Here is a 19796-nt window from a genome sequence, read left to right on the forward strand (position 1 = left end):
CAGGAGCTGGACAAGATCTTCCAGCCCTTCGTGCAGTCCAGCAAGACCAAGGACGGCTCGGGCGGCACGGGCCTGGGACTGGCCATCTGCCGCAAGATCATCGACGCCATGGACGGCACCATCGTGGCCGGCAACGGCCCGGCAGGCGGCGCCATCTTCACCATCGTCCTGCCCAGCCGCAGTGCGCAGGAGACCCGACCGGCCGAGCTGACATAGCCTGCGCGGGCGCGGTGGCGCGAGGCTCAGGCCTCGGACGGCATGTGCCGCCCATGCACCAGCCAGTTGTCCCCTGCCTGCCAGCGCGCGGCCCAGGCGGGCAGCTGGTCGGCGGGCATGGGCCGGGCGATGCCGTAGCCCTGGGCCACGTGGCAGCCCATTTCGCGCAGGCGGCGCGCATGCCTGGGGGTTTCCACGCCTTCGGCCACGGATTCGAGCTGGAAGGTGCTGGCCAGCTGGATCACGCCTTCGACGATGCCCAGGTCGTCCGGGTCGGCCAGCATGTCGCGCACAAAGCTCTGGTCGATCTTCAGCGACTGCACGGGCAGCTTGCGCAGGTAGGTGAGCGAGGAGTAGCCGGTGCCGAAGTCGTCCAGCGCAAAGCGTATGCCCAGCTGCCGGCACTGGCCCATCACCTGGATGGCCTGCTCCATGTCGGCAATGGCGGCGCTTTCCAGGATTTCCAGCTCGATCAGGTGCGGCGGCAGTTCGGGATGCCGGGCCAGCACCTGGGCCATGGTGGCGTGGAAGCCGCCATCCAGAAGCTGGTTGGCGCTGACGTTGATGCTCACGCACAGGTCCAGGCCCTGGTCGAGCCAGCGCGCCGCCTGGGCCACGGCCTCGCCGATGACCCAGTCGCCCAGCGGTCGCTCCAGGTCGCTGCCCGCGATGAAGGGCAGGAACTCGGCCGGCGAGCGCAGGCCCTGGCGCGGGTCGTGCCAGCGCAGCAGGGCCTCGGCGCCCACCAGCCTGCCGCCACCCAGCTCCACCTTGGGCTGGTAGTGCAGCAGGAATTCGCCCTGCTCCAGCGCACGGCGCAGCCAGCCCAGCTGCAGGCGGCGCGCATGGGCCTTGCGGTCGTTTTCCGGGTCGAACAGCTGGTAGCGGTTGCGCCCGGCCTGCTTGGCCACGCACATGGCCTGGTCGGCATGGCGCAGCAGCAGGTCGGGGTCGGCCTGGTCGTCGGGGTAGAGGCTGACACCCACGCTGGCGGTCACGGTCAGCACCCGGTCCTGCACGGACACGGGGCGGCTGGCCGCCTCCAGCACCCGGTCGAGAATGGAGGTGCAGTGCTCGACCGAGCCGATCTGCGACAGCAGCAGCACGAACTCGTCGCCACCGAGCCGGGCCAGCGTGTCCTCGGAGCGCAGCACGCTCTTGAGGTGCTCGGCCACGCCCACCAGCAGCGCATCGCCGGTTGCAACGCCGTGCAGGTCGTTGATTTCCTTGAAGCCGTCCAGGTCCAGAAAGCACACGGCCAGGGAGCGGCCCTCGCGCGCCGTGCGCAGCATGGCCTGGTTGAGCCGCTCGACCAGCAGGCGGCGGTTGGGCAGTCCGGTCAGCAGGTCGTAGTGGGTGACGCGGTCGAGCTCGGCCTCATGGGCCTTGATGTGGCTGATGTCGGTGAAGACGCCGATGTAGTGCTCGATCTCGCCGCCGGCACCCTGCGCAGCGGAGATGGACAGCATCTCGGCGAAGATCTCGCCCGATTTGCGGCGGTTCCAGATCTCGCCGTGCCAGAAGCCGTCGCGCGCGATGCAGGCCCAGATCTGCCGGTAGAACTCCGGCCCGTGCAGGCCCGAGGACAGCACGCGCGGCGTCTGGCCGATCACCTCCTCGGGCGCATAGCCGGTGATGCGGGTGAAGGCCGGGTTGACGCGCGTGATGCGCCGCGCCGGATCGACCACCATGATGCCCTGGTGGCTGCTGTCGAACACCACGGCGGCCTGGGCCAGCTCGCGTTCGAAGCGCTTGCGCTCGGTGATGTCCCGGGAGATGCCGAACAGGCCTGCGATGTGGCCTGCCGTATTGCGCACCGGCCCCTTGGTGACCAGGAGGTCCAGCGTCCTGCCCGGCTCCACCGTCAGCTGCTCCTCATGCGTGGCCACCTCCTGGCGCAGCACCGCCTGGTCCTTCCTGCGGATGGCGCTGGCGATGCCGAAGGGAAAGAGCGCGAAGTCGTCCTTGCCCACGATGTCTTCGGCCTGCCGGCCCACCAGGCTGGCGGCGGCCCGGTTGACCAGCAGATAGCGCCCGCGCAGGTCCTTCACGAAGACGGCGTCCGAGGTGCCGGAGATCACCGAGTCCAGCAGCTGCCGCTGCATGTTGGCCTTGCGCAGCGAGCGCTGCAGCGTCTCGGCCAGCACGCTCACGGCCAGGCCGTTGACGGCCACCACCCCCCATTGCGCCCAGTCGCGCACGGCGACGCCGTCCGTCTGGTCCAGGCTGTAGGCCGCAAAGGCCGTGGCCAGCAGGCCCGGCCCCAGGCCGCCGATCAGCGCACTGACCAGCACGGGCAGCATGAACAGCAGCAGCAGCGAGCGTTCACCGAAATGGCTGGCCAGCGTGCTGCTGGCGGCCAGCACGGCCAGGCTCATGGCCAGGGCAAGCAGATAGGAGGCCCAGACCGGGAAACGGCGCGGCCCCATTTCCTGGGTGATGGCGGAGGCGCCGCCGCTGTGCGCGGCCGGCACCGAGCACAGCGCGAAGAACAGCAGGAAGTCCGTGGCCAGCACAAAGAACAGCCCCTTGGCGACGGAAAGCCAGCCGATATCCGCACTGCCTGCCAACGCGAACAACAGCTTGTCGGACAGAATGATCCAGGCGAATGCGAGCAATCCGTAGCTCACCGTGATCAGTCCGATAAATCGGCGTCTTGCTGATTTGGCCATTTCAGCGTGGCACTCCCTGTGTATATGGCTGTCCGGAATTATTGCCAATCCCTGCTGGCAATCGCGTCGTCATTCGCCGAAAACAGGGGGCAATAAAACCATTTGCCGCGCACTCGCTCATTCATAGAGAAATTGCATCGCAGGCCTTTTCCGCCGGATGCGGGAATATCTGTCCGGCCCCTTTTCCCGGTCCGGCCGCCAACTCATTCCGGGCACTGGCGGCAGGGCTGCTGCTCGGTGCGGGCGGCCTCGGCATGCAGCCAGGCCAGGAAGGCCGCCACGGCGGGGCGCCGGGCGTTGCGCGCGGGGTAGACGGCAAAGTGGGCCTTGACGCGCAGGGCCCGGTCCATGCCGAAGGGGGCCACCAGCCGGCCGTCGGCAATGTGGCCGCCCGCGTTCATGGCGCTTTCCAGCGCCACGCCCAGGCCCTGCGTGGCCGCGTCCAGCGACATCTGGGCGCGGTCGAAGCGCACGGCAAAGCGCTCTGGCGCGCGCAGCTGCGAGAACGCCTGGAACCAGTCCGACCACTGGACGATGCTGACGTTGCTCTGGATCAGCGGCACGTGCAGCAACTGCTGCACGCGCTGCAGCCCATGCTCGGCCACGAACGCGGGACTGCCCAGCGGCAGGATGTGCTCCTCGAACAGGGGCTCCACCTCCAGCTCCGGCCACTGCGCAATGCCGTAGCGGATGTCGATATCGGCCTGGCCCAGCGCGAAGTCGCTGTGCGAATGCGCAGCCGACAGGTTCAGCGCAATGTGCGGGCAGGCCCGTGCGAAGTCCCGCAGCCGGGGCATGAGCCAGAGGCTGGCGATGCTGGGCGCGCAGTGCACGTAGAGGCTGTTGCTCATGCTGTGGCGCAGGTCCTCGGTGGCCGAGACGATGGCCGCCAGCGCGCCGCCCACGCGTTCCAGGTAGGCCTGCCCCGGGCGGCTCAGGCGCACGCCATGCGCGCTGCGCTCGAACAGGCGCACGCCCAGCTGCGCCTCCAGCTTGGCCACCTGGTGGCTGACGGCCGAGGCCGTCAGGTGCAGCTCGGAGGCGGCCAGCGCGAAGCTGCGCCGGCGCGCCACGGCCTCGAAGGCCTGCAGGTGGGCACTGCTGGGAATGGATGCCATGGCAAGTTCCTCGAAGACGCGGGCAGCTCACGGGCAGACACCGGAAGACCCCGGGAGACCCCTTACTTGAGCTGAAGAACCGTCATCTTAGGCTGATGAAACATCGTTTGTCTTCATGCTCGTGACAGCCCAAGATGGCTGCATCCACCACCACTACAGCGGAGACAGGCACATGCTGCTCAAGGACAGGGTCGCCATCATCACCGGCGGCGCAGGGATCAACGGACTCGGTTTTGCCACGGCGCGCCAGATGGCCGCCCAGGGGGCCCGCGTGGCCATCCTCGACCTGGAGCGGGCCGATCCGGCCGGCGCGGCCGCGCGGCTGGGCGACGGGCACCTGGGGCTGGTGGCCGACGTGACGGACAAGCCCTCGTGCGAGGCGGCGGCCGCCGCCGTGCTGCGCGCCTTCGGCCGCATCGACGCGCTGGTCAACAACGCGGGCATCACGCAGGCCGTGGGCACGCTGGAGATCGGCGGGGCCGACTACGACCGCGTGCTCGACGTGAGCCTGCGCGGCACGCTGTACATGTCCCAGGCCGTGCTGCCGTCCATGCGCAGGCAGCAAGCGGGCGCCATCGTCTGCATCTCTTCCGTCTCGGCGCAGCGCGGCGGCGGCATCTTCGGCGGTCCGCACTACTCGGCCGCCAAGGCCGGGGTGCTGGGCCTGGCCCGCGCCATGGCGCGCGAGTTCGGCGGCGATGGCATACGCATCAACTGTGTCACGCCTGGCCTGATCGAGACGGACATCACCCAGGGCAAGCTCGGCCCCGAACGCAAGCGCGAGATCTCCGCCACGATTCCGCTGGCACGCCTGGGCCGCGCCGACGATGTGGCCGGCGCCTGCGTGTTCCTGGCCAGCGACCTGGCCGGCTATTGCACGGGCATCACGCTCGATGTGAACGGCGGGATGCTCATCCACTGAGCCCCGCGCGCCTGGCCATGGCCTGCATGGCCGCACACAACCCAAGCAAAGGAGACAAGACCATGCAAAGCACGCTTTTCCACCGCGCCGCCCTGGCCGCCTGCGCCCTGCTGCTGCCGGCCCTGGCCTGTGCCCAGGCCGTCAAGCTCACGCTGGGGCACGGCGCCGCGCCCGACAACCCGCGCCACCTCGCATCGCTGAAGTTCGCCGAGCTGGTGAAGGCGCGCAGCGCAGGCCGCATCGAGGTGCAGGTCGCCCCCTCGGCCCAGCTGGGCGACGACGCGGCCATGGTGACGGCCCTGCGCACGGGCGCGCTGGACCTGTCGGCCAATTCCCAGGGCGCTGTGGCGGCGGCCGTGCCCGAGTACGCGGCCTATGGCATGCCGTTTCTCTTCGCCACGCCGGCCCGTGCCTTCCAGGTGCTGGACGGGCCGCTGGGCCGGGAGCTCGCCGACAAATCGGCCGCCAAGGGCATGGTGGTGCTGGGCTACTGGGACAACGGCATACGCCACATGACCAACAGCAAGCGCCCCCTGCGCAGCGTGGACGATCTCAAGGGCCTGAAGATGCGCACGCCGCCCGACGCGGTGCTGGTGGACATCATCCAGGCCCTGGGCGCCGAGGCCCAGCAGATCAAGTTCGCCGAGCTGTACGTGGCCCTTCAGCAGGGCGTGGTCGACGGCCAGGAGAACCCGCTGGCCAACTTCCACGCCAGCAAGCTGTACGAGGTGCAAAAGCACCTGGCGCTGACGGGCCACATGTTCCAGATGACGCCGCTGATCATAGGCAAGCGCAGCTGGGACCGGCTGCCGGCCGCCGACCGCACGCTGCTGGCCGAGGCCGCGCAGGAGGCCACGGCCTACCAGCGCCAGCTGGCGCGCGAGGCCGACGACAAGCTGCTGGACGACATCCGCGCCAAGGGCGTGGAGGTGAGCACCATCGACGCGCGGGCCTTCGCCCAGGCCACGGCCAAGGTGCAGGACAAGTGGCTGGCCAGCCCTGCGGGCCCCTATATCGCCAAGGTCGTCAAGGCCGCAGGCGCGCAGTGAAGCGCAGGGAGCCATCCATGAATCTCATCGAACGCCTGGTCACGGGCCTGTGCCGCGCCGTGCTGTGGACCAGCACCCTGGTGATCTTCGTGATCCTGGTGTGCAACACCGCGCTGCGCTATGCCAGCGGCGCCAGCCTGCAATGGGCCAACGAGGTGCCCGAGCTGCTGTTTCCCTGGCTGGTGATGTCGGGCGTGGTGCTGGCCGCCGCCCATGGCGCCCACATCACCACCAGCTTTCTGGTCGAGGCGCTGCCGGCCCGCGTGCAGCGCGCCACGGCCGTGCTGGGCTGGCTGGCCGTGGCCGCCCTGTACGCCACGCTGGCCTGGTCCACGCTGAACATGCTGGAGATCGTGCATGACGAGCGCAGCCAGATCCTGGGCATTCCCGGCTCGCTGACCTATGGCTGCGTGATGGTGGGCATGGCGCTGCTGGCCTTGCTGGCCCTGCAGTCGGCCTGGCGCGCCTGCGTGGCGGGCGGGGGCCGGGCATCCGCAGGGGCTGCAGATGCGGCCGATGCCGCAAGTGCCGATGCCGAACCCGCGCGGCCCGTGGCCGCCGCGCACTGGTGAAGGGGGCCGGTCCATGTCCTTCATCATGCTTTTCGTCTTCATGGCGGGCGCCGTGATCGCCATGCCGATTGCGCACGCGCTGCTCATGGGCGCCATGGCGGCGGCGGCCACCTCGGACCGCGTGCCGCTGGACCTGCTGGTGCAGCAGATGGTGGCCCAGGTGCAGAGCTTTCCGCTGATCGCCATTCCGTTCTTCATGCTCACCGGCTCGCTGATGATGGGCGGGCGCCTGGGCGAGGCCCTGGTGGGCGTGCTGTCGGCGCTGATAGGGCGCTTTCACGGCGGGCCGGCCCAGGTGGGGGTGATGTCGTCCACGCTGTTCGGCGGGGTGTCGGGCTCGGCCGTGGCCGATGCCTCGGCCATCGGCTCGCTGATGATCCCGTGGCACAGGCGGCTGGGCTATCCGCCCGCGTTCTCGGCGGCCACGCTGGCGGCGGCGGCCACCATCGACATCCTGATCCCGCCGTCGATTCCCATGATCCTGTTCGCGCTCAGCGCCAACGCCTCGATTGCGGCTCTGTTCGTGGCGGGCATCGTGCCGGGACTGCTGATGTGCGCGGGCTTCATGGGCGTGTGCTGGTGGGTGGGCCGCAGGCGCGGCTTTCCGCGCGACACCACGCCCTTCGCCTGGCCCGCCTTCCGGCGCCACCTGCTGTACGCCAGCCCGGCCCTGCTGCTGCCGGTGCTGATCATCGTGTTCCTGCGCTTCGGCATTGCCACGCCCACCGAGGTGGCCGTGCTGTCCACGCTGTATGCGGGCCTGGTGTCGGCCGCCATCTACCGCGACCTGGGCTGGCGCCGGCTCAACGATGCGGTGGTGCATGCGGGCCTGGCCACCGGCGTGGTGCTGCTGGTGATCATGGCCTCGTCGGCCATCGGCTGGCTGCTGACCTTCGACCGCATGCCCGACGGCATCGTGCAGTGGGTGCAGTCGCATGTGCATTCGGCCTGGCTGGTGATCGTGCTGATGAACCTGCTGATGCTCTTCATCGGCATGTTCATCGACCTGCCGGCCGCCGTGCTGCTGCTCACGCCGGTGTTCGTGCCGCTGGCCCAGAGCATCGGCATGGACATGACCCAGCTGGGAATCATGATGGTCGTGAACCTGGCCCTGGGGCTGTACACGCCGCCCGTGGGCACGACGCTGTTCATCACGAGCTCGCTGGCCCGGGTCAAGGTGGGCCAGACCGTGCGCGAGCTGATTCCCTTCTACCTGGTGGCGCTGGCCGTGCTGGCGCTGGTGTCCTATGTGCCGGCCAGCATCCTGCGCTGAGCCGCGTGCCCTTCCATCCCGAGGAGACGATGCATGAACCAAAAACTGCAACAGCGCCTGGACCGGCTCGCGGCCTGTGCCTGGCGCATACGCCGCCGCGCCCTGCAAATGGGCGAGGTGCAGGGCCAGGGCTACATAGGCCAGGCCCTGGGCTGGGCCGATGTGCTGGCCGTGGCCTATGGCGACGCGCTGCGGCTGCGGCCCGATGAGCCCGGGTGGGAGGGCCGCGACCGCTTCCTGCTCTCGCACGGCCACTACGCCATCGCCTTCTACGCGGCCCTGGCCGAGGCGGGCATCCTGTCCGACGAGGAACTCCAGACCTACGGCAGCGATGACAGCCGCCTGCCCATGTCGGGCATGGCCAGCTATACGCCGGGCATGGAGATTTCGGGCGGCTCGCTGGGCCAGGGCCTGCCGATCGCCGTGGGCATGGCGCTGGCGCTGCGCCACAAGGGCAGCGATGCCCTTGTCTACAACTCCATGTCCGACGGCGAGCTGGACGAGGGCTCGACCTGGGAGGCCGCGCTGTCCGCCGCCCACCACGGGCTGGGCCGGCTGATCTGCCTGGTGGACGTGAACAACCAGCAGGCCGACGGCCCGTCCACGCGCATGCTGGGCTTCGAGCCGCTGGCCGACAAATGGGCCGCCTTCGGCTGGCATGTGCAGCGCGTGGACGGCAACGACCTGGCCCAGGTCGTCCAGGCCTTCGACGCGGCGCGGTCGCTGGCCGAGGACCGGCCCCGCGTCATCCTCTGCGACACGCTGATGGGCAAGGGCGTGCCCTTCCTGGAGCAGCGCGAGAAGAACCATTTCATCCGCGTCGATCCGCCCGAGTGGCAGCAGGCCCTAGCCATCCTGGACGCATCGCAACCCCTGGAGCCCGCCCTGCCATGAACATGCCTCTTGCCACCCCCAAGCCCCGGCCGACCACCTCGGCCATGATCGCCTCCATCGCGGCCGAAGGCCAGCGCGTGCAGGCCGCGCCTTTCGGCAAGGCCCTGGTGGAGCTGGCCGCCAGCCGCCCCGATGTGGTGGGCATGACCGCCGACCTGGCCAAGTACACCGACCTGCACCTGTTCGCCCAGGCCCACCCCGAGCGCTTCTTCCAGATGGGCATGGCCGAGCAGTTGCTCATGGCCGCCGCCGGCGGAATGGCCAAGGAGGGGCTGACGCCCTTTGCCACCACCTATGCGGTGTTCGGCACGCGCCGGGCCTATGACTTCATCCACCAGGTGATTGCCGAGGACAACCTGGACGTCAAGATCTGCTGCGCCCTGCCCGGCCTGACCACGGGCTACGGCCCCAGCCACCAGGCCACGGACGACCTGGCCATGATGCGGGCCGTGCCGGGGCTGACCATCGTCGATCCCTGCGATGCGCTGGACATCGCCCAGGCCGTGCCGCAGATCGCGGCGCACCGCGGCCCCGTCTACATGCGGCTGCTGCGCGGCAACGTGCCGCTGGTGCTGGACGAGTACGACTACCGGTTCGAGCTGGGCAAGGCGAAGATGCTGCGCGAGGGCCGCGAGGTGCTCATCATCTGCAGCGGCTTCATGACCATGCGCGCGCTGGAGGCCGCCCAACTGCTGGCCGCCGACAACGTGGGCGCCGCCGTGCTGCATTGCGCCACCATCAAGCCGCTGGATGTGCAGGCCATCGTGCAGGCCGTGGCCAGCGGGCCGCGCCTGGTGGTGGTGGCGGAGAACCATTCGGTGGTGGGCGGCCTGGGCGAGGCCGTGGCCGGCGCTCTGCTGGAGCGCGACGTGCGGCCCGCGCGCTTTCGGCTGGCGGGCCTGCCCGACGCCTTCCTCGACGCGGGCGCCCTGCCCACGCTGCATGAGCGCTACGGCATCAGCGCCCAGGCGCTGGCAGGGCGCATCCGGCAGTGGCTGGGGTAGGCAAGGCTGCGGTCACGGGGAATCTGTCCGCAGCGCCAGCATATAGCCCATGCCGCGCACCGTGTGCAGCAGCTTGACCGCATAGGGATCGTCGAGCTTGCTGCGCAGCCTGCACACCGCCACGTCCACGGCGTTGTTCAAGGCATCCACGGGCAGGCTCCAGACCTGCTCCACCAATTCGGCACGCGAGACCACATCGCCCTGGCGCTGCAGCAGCAGCCACAGGACGGCGAACTCCTGCCGTGTCAGGTCCAGCCGGCGACCGGCGCGTTCGACCCGCTTCTTGGACAGGTCCAGCACCAGATCCGCCAAAGTCAGGCGCATGCCCTCCCGCCCGGCGGACCCGCGCATGCGCAGCCTTGCGCGGGCCAGGAACACCGGCAGCCTGATGGGCTTGACCAGGTAGTCGTCCGCGCCGTGCTGCAGGCAGAACACCTGGTCCTCCAGGCTGTCGTTTGCGGCAACCACGATGGCGGGGGTGCTTGTGGCCCGGCGCAGGGCCTGCAGGACCTCTCGCCCGCTCAACCCGGGCAGGTCCAGGTCCAGCACCACCAGGCTGTAGGCACGGCTCAGTGCCATGTCGCGGCCCTGCCGGCCGTCATGCGCGACGTCCACGTTGAACCCGTCCTGGCACAGGCCCTGGCACAGGTACTGCGCCGATGGAGGATGGGCGTCCACGATCAGGACTTTCATGCTCGCTCCTTTGACCGCACGGCAAGGCTCAGGCCAGCACCTGCCTGAGCATCTGCTGCTGCCGTCGCGCCCATTTCGTGCCGACGCGGATGGCCTCGCGCTGCCGGGAGGAGGCGGAGGCGAAAAAGACCGTCTCGCTGATCTGCAGCCGGTGGAACAAGCGCCGCAACTGCAGCGAACGTGCCCGCAGCGATCCTTCCGGCACCAGGGATTCCTGGCGCTGCGCCGAGAACAGGAAAGCGGCCTGCTCCAGGCAGCAGCGGGCCTCGGGCGTGGTCGCGGGCACGGCCCGGGGCTCGCACAGCCGTGCCTTTGCCACAAAGGGGTTGTGGCCCACCACCAGGCCCCAGGGCCGCATGGCGGTCAAGGGATCGACCGACAGAGCCTCCTGCTTGGTGAGACCGAATGCCCGCGCCAGGCGCAGCCGCATGGCCAGCCGCGGCGCATCGGGCCGCACCGCCTCGATGGCCGTGAGCGCCTCCTCGTCGCCCCCGTCCACGGGCAGCAGCAATGAGCGCAGCAGCAGCCCGGCCTGCTCGTCGTCCTTGGCCGCCGCGGCATGGAGCAGGGCCACGCCCTGCTCCATGGATTCGATGCGTGTGGCGTCACGCAGCACCAGCGCACCCAGGCGGCGCTGGGCCTCCGCCAGGCCGTGCCGCGCCGCCTTCTCCAGGCAAAAGCGCGCCAGCGTGGGATTGGCCACCGAACTGCGGTAGTCGGAACACAGGCGAAACAGGTGCAGCCAGGCGACGGCGATGCCGCCATCGGCGGCGCGCAGCAGCAGGGCTGCCGCCTTGCGCAGGTTCTGCGCGTGCACGAGGTTGTCTGGCGCAAGGTGCGCGCAGGACTGGCCGGAAAGCGCCCGCCCCAGCGCATGGCAGGCGTGCAGGTCGCCATCGGCGGCGCAGCGCTCCAGGCTGCTTTCTATCCAGCCCACCGCCAGCCGCCCCAGGCCATGGCCTGCCACCTCCGCCTGGTGAACCAGGTCGGCGATCAGCTGCTGTATGGCGGGACAGGCAGCGGCATGGGGCAGATCGCCCAGCAGCTCCAGCATCTGCACTGCGCGCGGCGACTGGCCCATGGCCATGGCCTGGCGGGCTTCGCTGGCCATGACCTCGGCAATGTCCTGCGGCTGTACGGCGCGCAGGATCTGCAGGACCTGCAGCAGCTCGCCGCAGGTGAGCGCGGATGCGCCGCCTGCCCCGTGGCACGGAAGGGAAGCGCTGCACCGGCCCAGGCATTCCAGCGCCAGATCGAGTTCCCCCCGGATGAGATGCCATGCGGCGAGCTTCTGGCGCCCGACATCCTCGTACTGCGCAGCGATCCTCAAAGGCTCCAGCAGCCCGTGCTCCAGCAACTGCCTCAGCGGCAGATGCAGGGCCATGCAGACCGAGGCCTGGCGCCTGGCCTGGGGCAGTGCGGCCTGCAGGTAGCCGAGCCCCACGGAAATGCTTCTGGGCACGCCCGGCCCCCCTGCCAGATAGGCCTCCCCGAGCTGAAGCCTGGCCCCCGTGTCCCCTCTTCTTGCCAGCATCCTCAGCTTGACATCCTCGCGACGCATTTTCTGCCCCCCCGCCTATCTTTCAATACCCACCCACAGCCGCATCAGCGATACGACACGGATTATTTTTATTTCACCGGAGTCAATCCCCTGAATGCTATCAATGCCCAACATCCATACACCCGACAGCAAAGTGACATTCAAGACATTTTGAAGAAAGGTAACTGTCATGAATGGCAGCCCCTGCCTTCTGGTGTTGGCGGGGTGGAACAGGTTTTGCACGAAAAACCTGTGAATGGCTTGCCATGCCCTGCCCATTTCTTTTCAAGACCGACTGCGATCGCCTGCGGATTCTAGTATTTACCACAGCATCCGTTTTGAAAATGGATGCGCATGGAATCCACCATTCAATACAAGGATCAGGCATGAAATTCAATCGCATATTGGCGGCAGCATTGCCCGTCATTTCGCTGGCGGCCAGCGCGCAGTCATCCATCACCCTGTTCGGCATCGTAGACGTCAATGCGCGCTACGTGAGGAACAGCGACCTGCCTGGCAACCTGACCATGAACAACAGCGGCCTGGCCTCCGGGCGGCTGGGATTTCGCGGCGACGAGGATCTGGGCGGCGGACTGAGGGCCGGCTTCTGGCTGGAGTCGGACGTCAATGCCGACACGGGCACGTTCAGCTCCACGGGCAAGTTCTTCCAGCGCCGTTCCACCGTGAGCCTGTCGGGAGGTTTCGGCGAAGTGCGCCTGGGCCGCGACCTTTCGCCGGCTTCGGCACATACCTACAAATACGATCCGTTCGGCGTGATCGGACTGGGCGGTTCCGCCGTGGCAAGCCGCATGCCGGACGGCTTCTCACCGTCCTACTACCGCCGCGACAACGCGATCCAGTACCTCTCGCCCAGCCTCTGGGGCCTGCGTGCGGAATTCATGTACGCCATGGACGAGAACCCATCGAGCAACGTGGGCCGCCACGTGGCAGGCCGGGTTCACTACGAAAACGGTCCATTGAGCCTGTCGCTGTCCTATGGCACGACCGACATCGGCGCCGCCGGCGCCAAGTTCAGGCAGTATGGCGCGGGCGCCTCGTACGACTTCGGTTTCGCCAAGCTCATGGGCCACTTCCAGCGGGAGGACCTGCCTTTCGGCACCTACGGCAGCAGCACCCTGGGCTCCGAGGACCGCTGGCTGCTGGGCATGACGGTTCCCGTGGGCAGCGGCCATCTCCGCGCCTCCTATGTGCGTACCGATTCGCGCAAGGGTCCGGTGGCATTCAATGGCAGCGATGCGAACAAATATGCCATCGGCTATGTGCATGATCTGTCGCGCCGCACGGCCTTGTATGGAACCGTGGCCCGCATATCCAACAAGGGCAATGCGAATTTCGCCCTGTCGGGCGGTGCACCGGGGCTTGCTCCCAAGGGCACGTCAACGGGTGCGGAAGTGGGCATACGCCACAGTTTCTGATTTCCTTTCCAGGATTATTCCCGCCAGCGTTGCAAAACCGCTGGCGGCAGGCCGGGCAATACCCTTTTTCCGCATTCGCCAAACCATTGCCACGGCCTGCCATCCATCCATGTTCCGTTTGAATTGAAAATCCCATTTGCGCCAAGGAGCATTTCATGAAAAACATCAATGCCCTGTATATCGCAGGCATTTTTCTTGCCTGCCCAATGGCCCATGCGGACACTTTTCCCAACGGTCAATCGCATTACGGCTCGCCCGCGCCTGCAGGCTCCTACCGTAGCGTCGATCTGTCGCAGAAGATGCCCATCAACGTCACCTGCGGCGAAACCCTCAATTTCACCAGCAAGGGCAGGACATTCGCGTGGAAGGTCAGCTCCATCCGGCACAGCCATGTGCCGGTGGCGCGCTTTGCGCCGCCCGGTTTCGACACGCAGGGCCGCAGCATCTTCGTCATGCCCGCAGAGCACGAGCGAGGCGGCTGAAGGGGCCGCGTCGCTGCGGCCTGCGCTGCGCAGAATCCAACTCAACGCAACTCGACGCAGCAAAAAAAGGGCCCGCAATTCGCGGGCCCTTTTCGTTGCTGGAGGCAGGCCGAAGCTCAGGCCGCCAGGGCGCCGCGCATGGCGTCGATCACGGCCTTGTAGTCGGGCTTGCCGAAGATGGCGCTGCCCGCCACGAAGGTGTCGGCACCGGCATCGGCCACGCGGCGGATGTTGGTTTCCTTGATGCCGCCGTCCACCTCCAGGCGGATGTCGCGGCCGCTGGCCTCGATGCGCTTGCGCGCGGCCTCGATCTTGCGCAGCGTGCTGTCGATGAAGCTCTGGCCGCCGAAGCCGGGGTTCACGCTCATCAGCAAGATGAGGTCGATGTCGTCGATGACCCAGTCCAGCACGTCCAGCGAGGCGGCCGGGTTGAACACCAGGCCCGGCTTGGCGCCCTGGGCACGGATGTTCTGGATGCTGCGGTGCACGTGGGCCGTGGCATCGGGGTGGAAACTGATGTAGTCGGCGCCGGCCTTGGCGAAGGCCGTGGCCAGTTCGTCCACGGGCGTGACCATCAGGTGCACGTCGACGGGCACGGGCTGGCCGTCGGGCGTCTTCGCATGGGGCTTCAGGGCCTCGCAGATCATGGGACCGAACGTGAGGTTGGGCACGTAGTGGTTGTCCATCACGTCGAAGTGGATCCAGTCGGCGCCGGAGGCGATCACATTCTTGACCTCGTCACCCAGACGGGCGAAGTCGGCAGACAGGATGGAGGGGGCGATGCGGTAGGTGGGGCTCATGGCCTGCGATTGTCGCAGCTAGCCCATGCCGGCACCAGCGACGGCACAAAGCCATGGGCGGCGGCGCGTGGGGACGTTCGCAAGCCGGTACATTGCGGGCAGTTACCATTGCCGCCATGCCCATGAACGAGTTCCAGGTCCAGGTCCGCCCCGCCTTTTTGCCAGAGCAATCCGCTCCAGCGGCAGGCGTGTACGCCTTCTCCTACACGATCACCGTGACCAATACCGGCCAGGTGCCGGGCCAGTTGATCGCGCGCCACTGGATCATCACCAACGAGCTGGGCCATGTCGAAGAGGTCAAGGGCCTGGGGGTGATCGGCCGCCAGCCGCTGCTGCAGCCCGGCGAGACCTTCGAGTACACCAGCGGCTGCCAGCTGCGCACGCCCAACGGCAGCATGCAGGGCACCTATCTGTGCATCAGCCACGAGGGCGAAGTCTTCGAGTGCCCCATCCCGCGCTTTCATCTGCAGTCGGGCGCTGGCGGCGACAGCTTTCCAGACCCTGACAACCGCGTGCTGCACTGAGCGCGTTCCTCGGGGGAGGCGCTAGTCTTCCGCCCTGCCGCAAGACCCCTACATGAAGCGAATCACCCAAGACCTGCCCGGCCTTCTGGCCGCACTCGACCCCGAGGCCGACCTCGCGCACCGCCATATCTGGCTGATCCACCTGCTGGAGTGGGTGCGCGCGCCCAAGCCGTCGGTGGACGGCGCGGTGCAGCGCGTGCAGTTGCTGGTGGAGGCCGTGGAGGCCGATCCGGCCGTGCGCCAGCGCCTGCATGCGTGGTGGCTGCGCTTCATCGATACCGTGGACATCACGGCGCTGCTGGCCGATTTCGGCTTTGCGCCGCGCACCAACATGTTCAGCGAGCTGTCCGAGCGCGTGCGCTACAAGCTGCTGCCCAGCACGCCAGAGACGGTCGATGCCTCCGAGCTGTTCATGCTGGCCATGCCCGACGAATTCGACGCGCGCTGGCTGCATGCGCTGGACGCGGCCCTGCTCGAGCGCATCGCCGTACTGCTGACCGATGGCAGCGAGGGCCAGGGCAGCAGCTTCTGGCAGAACAGCCTGCTGGGCTCCATCACCTATTGCACGGGACAGATCCTGTCCACGGGCTTCTCGCCCGAGCTGCGCCTGCGCATGGACGAGCAGGCGCGCGACGACCAGCCCTTCCACGCCCTGATCCACGATGCGGAAAGCCTGCGCGTGGAGGTGCTGCACGCGCTGCGCACCAACGACCGGCGCGACGCGGCCGAGGCCCGGCTGCGCGAACGGCTGGATGCCTGCCGCGCGGCCGTGACATCGGTGTACGCGCATTTCGAGTCCGAAGGGATTTCGGTGGGCCTGGTGTTTCGCCTGCGCCAGCTGCGCGCGCGCATCCTGCGCGTCAGGCGCCTGCTCGACTGCCTGGTGGCCGACAACCGCGCCACCGAGACGGCCGACCTGCTGGCCAACCTGGTGTCCGTGGGCATCGAGCGGCGCAGCCTGCGCGCCCTGCTGGCCACCAATACCTCGCTGCTGGCCGCCAAGGTGGCCGAGCGCAGCGCCGAGACCGGCGAGCACTACATCACGCGCACGGGCCGCGAGTACCTGTCCATGGTGACCAAGGCCGCCGGCGGCGGCTTCGTGATGGCCTTCACCACGCTGCTCAAGTTCGCGCTCTACGCGCTGGGGCTGTCGGCGTTCTGGGGCGGGCTGGCCGCGGGCATCAACTACTCCATCAGCTTCGTGCTGATCCAGCTGCTGCACTTCACGGTGGCCACCAAGCAGCCGGCCATGACGGCGCCGGCCATGGCCGCCAAGCTCAAGGACCTGCGCGCCAGCGAGGCCATCGAGGAATTCGTGGACGAGGTCGCGCACCTGGTGCGCTCCCAGGTGGCGGCCGTGCTGGGCAACGTGCTGGTGGTGCTGCCCATGGTGCTGCTGCTGTCGCTGGGCTATGCCCAGCTGTTCGGCCACACGCCCATCGACGAGCCGCATGCGATTGCCGTGCTCGATTCGCTGAGCCTGCTGGGCCTGTCGCCGCTGTTCGCTGCCTTCACGGGCGTGCTGCTGTTTGCCAGCAGCCTGATCGCGGGCTGGGCCGAGAACTGGTTCGTGCTGCGCCGGCTGGACTCGGTGATCCGCTACAACCCCGGCATCACGCGCTGGCTGGGCGCCGGGCGCGCGGATCGCTGGGCGCATTTCTGGCGCAAGAACATCTCGGGCTTTGCCGCCAATGTCTCGCTGGGCATGATGCTGGGCCTCGTGCCGGCCTTCGCGGCCTTCTTCGGCCTGGGGCTGGAGGTGCGCCACGTCACGCTGTCGGCCGGCCAGATCGGGGCCGCCATGGCCGCCCTGGGCTGGGAGGTTCTGCACTCCCACATCTTCTGGTGGGCGATTGCCTTGCTGCCCGTCAATGGCGCGTTGAACGTCACTGTCAGCTTTTATCTGGCATTCCGCGTTGCGCTGAGGGCACACAATGTCAGCGGAGTCGACCGCTCGCGCATCTATTCGGCCATCCGCCGCCGTCTGCGCACAGCGCCGCTGAGTTTCTTCCGCCCCTGAGCCTGCGGGACCTCGGGAACCACGCGGAACCCACGTGCTGGCGTGCCCGCCCGGCCTTGCAGCCCGGCAGTCACGCCAGTGGATCGCCAACGAAGTGTCCCGTGCCAGGCGCACGGGACGCGGGCTTGCCCGCGCCGCAGGGAAGGCCTTGCGGAGCTTCGCTTGCGGGCCGCTGGCTCGCGCAAAGGACGTCGCTGATGAATGACATGCTGAGCTTCTGGGAACCGTGGCTGCGGCCTTCGGCCGGGCTGGCCACGGTGCAGTGGTCCCTGCTGCTGGCCGTGGCCACCATGGTCGGCTATGCCTGCCAGCGCCATGCCGCCCTGCCCAAGGTGGTCGGCTACTCGCTGGTCGGCGGCATTGCCGGGTTGATCGGCTTTGGGGCCAACACCACCTGGCCGCTGCAGGGCACGGGGCTGTTCCTGCTGGAGCTGGGCGTGGCCATCGTGCTGTTCGAATGCGGCGGGCGCATCACGCTGCGCTGGTTCCGCCACAACCCCATGGTGCTGGTGCAAAGCGTGGCCGAGTCCGCGCTGACCTACATGCTGGTCTCCCTGGTGCTGGGCTGGCTGGGCATGGCCCCCGAAGTGGCCGGGCCGCTGGCCCTGGTGGCCATGGCGGCCTCGCCCCTGGTGCTGACGCGCGTGGTGGCCGACATGCGTGCCGCAGGCGCCGTGACCGATCGCGGCCTGGTGCTGTCCACCCTGTCCACGCTGTATGCGCTGGCCCTGGGCAGCGCCAAGGCGGGCATGCTGACGCAGCCCAAGGCCGGCTTCGTGGCCTCGATCATGCCGGTGCTGGTGGTGCTGGGCGTCTCGGTGGCCGTGGCCCTGGTGCTGGCCGTGCTGATGCGCCTGGCGCTGCGCTTCATGAGTCCGGCCAGCGAGAACACCTCCATCCTCTTTCTCACCCTGATCTCGGCCAGCGTGCCGCTGACCTCGTACCTGGGCGGCTCGGCGCCGCTGGCGGCGCTGCTGGGCGGCATCCTGCTCAAGCAGTTCAACCCGCGCCCCTGGGCCTGGCCGCGCCAGCTGGGCACGGCGGCCTCGCTGCTGACCATGCTGATGTTCGTGCTGGTCTCCACCGTGGCCGCACAGGCCGACTGGAGCGCGCCGGTGGCCGGCGTGGTGGGCGCCGTGATCCTGGCGCGCCTGGTCGCCAAGACCCTGGGCGTGGCCGTGGGCAATGTGGGCACGGGCGCCAACTGGCGCCAGGCCTTCTGGGTGGGCTGCGCCATGGCGCCCATGTCATCGGTGGCGCTGCTGATCGCCTCGCAGTTCGTGGCCGCCGCGCCCGAGCTGGGCGCGCAGATCGCAGGCGTGGCCCTGCCCACCATTTTGGTGATGGAGGTGCTGGGCGCCGCCCTGGCCACCGTGGCCATCTACCGCTCCGGCGAAAGCTCCCGTCCCTGGAAGCCGCTGAGCCGCTCGAACACCGCAGGAGATGAACGTGAGTCTTGAAGCCTTCAACTCGTCCGAACCGCTGACCCTGGGCGTGGAGCTGGAACTGCAGCTGGTCAACACCCACGACTACGACCTGGCCCCCTACGCCGAGGACATGCTGCGCCTCATGCTCAAGAACCCGCTGCCCGGCAGCGTGGTGCCCGAGATGACGAACAGCATGATCGAGATCTCCACCAGCGTCTGCCATTCGGCCTCCGAGGTGCTGGGCCAGCTCAGCCAGATCCGCGATGCCCTGGTCAAAAGCGCCGACAAGCTCAACATCGCCGTGGTGGGCGGCGGCACCCACCCCTTCCAGCAGTGGCATGAGCGGCGCATCTACGACAAGCCGCGCTTCCAGGAGCTGTCGCAGCTGTACGGCTACCTGTCCAAGCAGTTCACCATCTTCGGCCAGCACGTGCACATCGGCTGCCCCGACGCCGACGCGGCGCTGCTGATGCTGCACCGCATGTCGCGCTACATCCCCCACTTCATTGCGCTGTCGGCCTCCAGCCCCTATGTGCAGGGCCATGACACGGCCTTCGACTCGGCGCGGCTGAACTCGGTGTTCGCCTTTCCGCTGTCGGGCCGCGCGCCCTGCGTGCTGCACTGGAGCGAGTTCGAGCAGTACTTCGACAAGATGACGCGCACTGGCGTGGTCAAGAGCATGAAGGACTTCTACTGGGACATCCGGCCCAAGCCCGAGTTCGGCACCATCGAGATCCGCGTGTTCGACACGCCGCTGACCATCGAGCGCGCAGCCGCCCTGTCCGGCTATGTGCAGGCGCTGGCCGCCTGGTTCATGGACACCCAGCCCTTCACGCCCGTGGAGGACGACTACCTGGTCTACACCTACAACCGCTTCCAGGCCTGCCGCTTCGGCCTGGAGGCCGTGTACGTGGACCCGGCCACGGGCGAGCACATGCCGCTGGCCGACCACATCCTCAAGACCATGGATGCCGTGGCCGACTACGCGGCCCGCCATGGCGCCGCGCCCGCCCTGCACCTGCTGCGCAGCGACGTGGCCGCCGGCAGCAACGATGCCCGCTGGCTGCGCGAACGCCAGCGCAGCGAGCAGCTGCTGGCCGAGGTCTCGCGCCAGGCGGCCATGCGCTTTCGCGGCCAGGCCGTCTGAGGCCTGC

19 protein-coding genes are annotated in these 19796 nt (G+C 68.3%); 13 read left to right on the forward strand and 6 right to left on the reverse strand.

Annotated elements, in window-relative coordinates; translation table 11 throughout:
- A partial coding sequence (locus ACF8ME_RS04985) for a sensor histidine kinase KdpD (protein WP_267179158.1) occupies positions 1-216 on the forward strand: 216 nt, incomplete at its 5' end.
- Between the two features lie 26 nt (positions 217-242).
- Here ACF8ME_RS04985 and ACF8ME_RS04990 read toward each other — a convergent pair.
- Complete coding sequence (locus ACF8ME_RS04990) at positions 243-2834, reverse strand: putative bifunctional diguanylate cyclase/phosphodiesterase (RefSeq protein ID WP_392415510.1); 2592 nt, start codon at positions 2832-2834, stop codon at positions 243-245.
- Positions 2835-3091: 257 nt separating this feature from the next.
- Complete coding sequence (locus ACF8ME_RS04995) at positions 3092-4006, reverse strand: LysR substrate-binding domain-containing protein (RefSeq protein ID WP_392415511.1); 915 nt, start codon at positions 4004-4006, stop codon at positions 3092-3094.
- Between the two features lie 172 nt (positions 4007-4178).
- Here ACF8ME_RS04995 and ACF8ME_RS05000 point away from each other — a divergent pair, with 172 nt between their 5' ends.
- The 6 genes from ACF8ME_RS05000 (at position 4179) to ACF8ME_RS05025 (ending at position 9720) form a co-directional block, all read left to right on the forward strand.
- Positions 4179-4928, forward strand: coding sequence for an SDR family NAD(P)-dependent oxidoreductase (locus ACF8ME_RS05000; RefSeq protein ID WP_012202664.1), 750 nt, complete (start codon positions 4179-4181; stop codon positions 4926-4928).
- Between the two features lie 62 nt (positions 4929-4990).
- On the forward strand, positions 4991-5977 hold the full coding sequence (locus ACF8ME_RS05005; protein ID WP_392415512.1) for a TRAP transporter substrate-binding protein: 987 nt from the start codon (positions 4991-4993) through the stop codon (positions 5975-5977).
- Between the two features lie 17 nt (positions 5978-5994).
- The gene (locus ACF8ME_RS05010) at positions 5995-6549 is read left to right on the forward strand and encodes a TRAP transporter small permease (RefSeq protein WP_043790797.1); all 555 of its coding nucleotides are present in this window, start codon (positions 5995-5997) and stop codon (positions 6547-6549) included.
- A 13-nt stretch (positions 6550-6562) separates the two neighbouring features.
- Positions 6563-7822 (forward strand): TRAP transporter large permease, encoded by a 1260-nt coding sequence (locus ACF8ME_RS05015; protein WP_017406354.1) that lies wholly within the window; start codon positions 6563-6565, stop codon positions 7820-7822.
- A gap of 33 nt (positions 7823-7855) precedes the next feature.
- Positions 7856-8716 carry a transketolase gene (locus ACF8ME_RS05020; RefSeq protein ID WP_392415514.1) on the forward strand — a complete coding sequence of 287 codons (861 nt, stop codon included), beginning with the start codon at positions 7856-7858 and terminating at the stop codon, positions 8714-8716.
- Positions 8713-9720 carry a transketolase family protein gene (locus tag ACF8ME_RS05025; protein WP_392415516.1) on the forward strand — a complete coding sequence of 336 codons (1008 nt, stop codon included), beginning with the start codon at positions 8713-8715 and terminating at the stop codon, positions 9718-9720. Before ACF8ME_RS05020 ends, ACF8ME_RS05025 begins: the two co-directional genes overlap by 4 nt.
- Positions 9721-9732: 12 nt before the next feature.
- Here the strand turns inward: ACF8ME_RS05025 and ACF8ME_RS05030 are convergent, their stop codons facing one another.
- The 3 genes from ACF8ME_RS05030 to ACF8ME_RS05040 form a co-directional block, all read right to left on the reverse strand.
- Complete coding sequence (locus tag ACF8ME_RS05030; protein ID WP_016450599.1) at positions 9733-10413, reverse strand: winged helix-turn-helix domain-containing protein; 681 nt, start codon at positions 10411-10413, stop codon at positions 9733-9735.
- Between the two features lie 28 nt (positions 10414-10441).
- Positions 10442-11875, reverse strand: a complete 1434-nt coding sequence (locus ACF8ME_RS05035) for a hypothetical protein (protein WP_235434694.1) — start codon at positions 11873-11875, stop codon at positions 10442-10444.
- Between the two features lie 114 nt (positions 11876-11989).
- On the reverse strand, positions 11990-12196 hold the full coding sequence (locus ACF8ME_RS05040; RefSeq protein ID WP_203400161.1) for a hypothetical protein: 207 nt from the start codon (positions 12194-12196) through the stop codon (positions 11990-11992).
- A gap of 143 nt (positions 12197-12339) precedes the next feature.
- Between ACF8ME_RS05040 and ACF8ME_RS05045 the strand changes: the two genes are divergently transcribed.
- Complete coding sequence (locus tag ACF8ME_RS05045; RefSeq protein ID WP_016450601.1) at positions 12340-13389, forward strand: porin; 1050 nt, start codon at positions 12340-12342, stop codon at positions 13387-13389.
- Positions 13390-13544: 155 nt separating this feature from the next.
- Positions 13545-13871, forward strand: a complete 327-nt coding sequence (locus ACF8ME_RS05050) for a CzcE family metal-binding protein (protein WP_392415517.1) — start codon at positions 13545-13547, stop codon at positions 13869-13871.
- A 116-nt stretch (positions 13872-13987) separates the two neighbouring features.
- Here the strand turns inward: ACF8ME_RS05050 and rpe are convergent, their stop codons facing one another.
- Entirely contained in the window at positions 13988-14671 is a 684-nt protein-coding gene (gene rpe, locus ACF8ME_RS05055; protein WP_016450603.1) for a ribulose-phosphate 3-epimerase, read from the reverse strand.
- A gap of 116 nt (positions 14672-14787) precedes the next feature.
- Here rpe and apaG point away from each other — a divergent pair, with 116 nt between their 5' ends.
- From apaG to ACF8ME_RS05075, 4 genes are all read left to right on the forward strand, one after another.
- Positions 14788-15195, forward strand: a complete 408-nt coding sequence (gene apaG, locus ACF8ME_RS05060; RefSeq protein ID WP_016450604.1) for a Co2+/Mg2+ efflux protein ApaG — start codon at positions 14788-14790, stop codon at positions 15193-15195.
- Positions 15196-15247: 52 nt separating this feature from the next.
- Complete coding sequence (locus ACF8ME_RS05065) at positions 15248-17215, forward strand: site-specific recombinase (RefSeq protein WP_392415519.1); 1968 nt, start codon at positions 15248-15250, stop codon at positions 17213-17215.
- A gap of 197 nt (positions 17216-17412) precedes the next feature.
- Positions 17413-18675 carry a cation:proton antiporter gene (locus tag ACF8ME_RS05070; protein ID WP_160854254.1) on the forward strand — a complete coding sequence of 421 codons (1263 nt, stop codon included), beginning with the start codon at positions 17413-17415 and terminating at the stop codon, positions 18673-18675.
- The gene (locus ACF8ME_RS05075) at positions 18665-19789 is read left to right on the forward strand and encodes a YbdK family carboxylate-amine ligase (RefSeq protein ID WP_013804717.1); all 1125 of its coding nucleotides are present in this window, start codon (positions 18665-18667) and stop codon (positions 19787-19789) included. The genes ACF8ME_RS05070 and ACF8ME_RS05075 overlap by 11 nt, the downstream gene beginning before the upstream one ends.
- The last annotated feature ends 7 nt before the right edge of the window (positions 19790-19796 follow it).

Origin of the sequence: Delftia sp. WSY_7 (assembly GCF_043104845.1) — a bacterium.
GTDB classification, from domain to species: Bacteria; Pseudomonadota; Gammaproteobacteria; order Burkholderiales; family Burkholderiaceae_C; genus Comamonas; species Comamonas tsuruhatensis.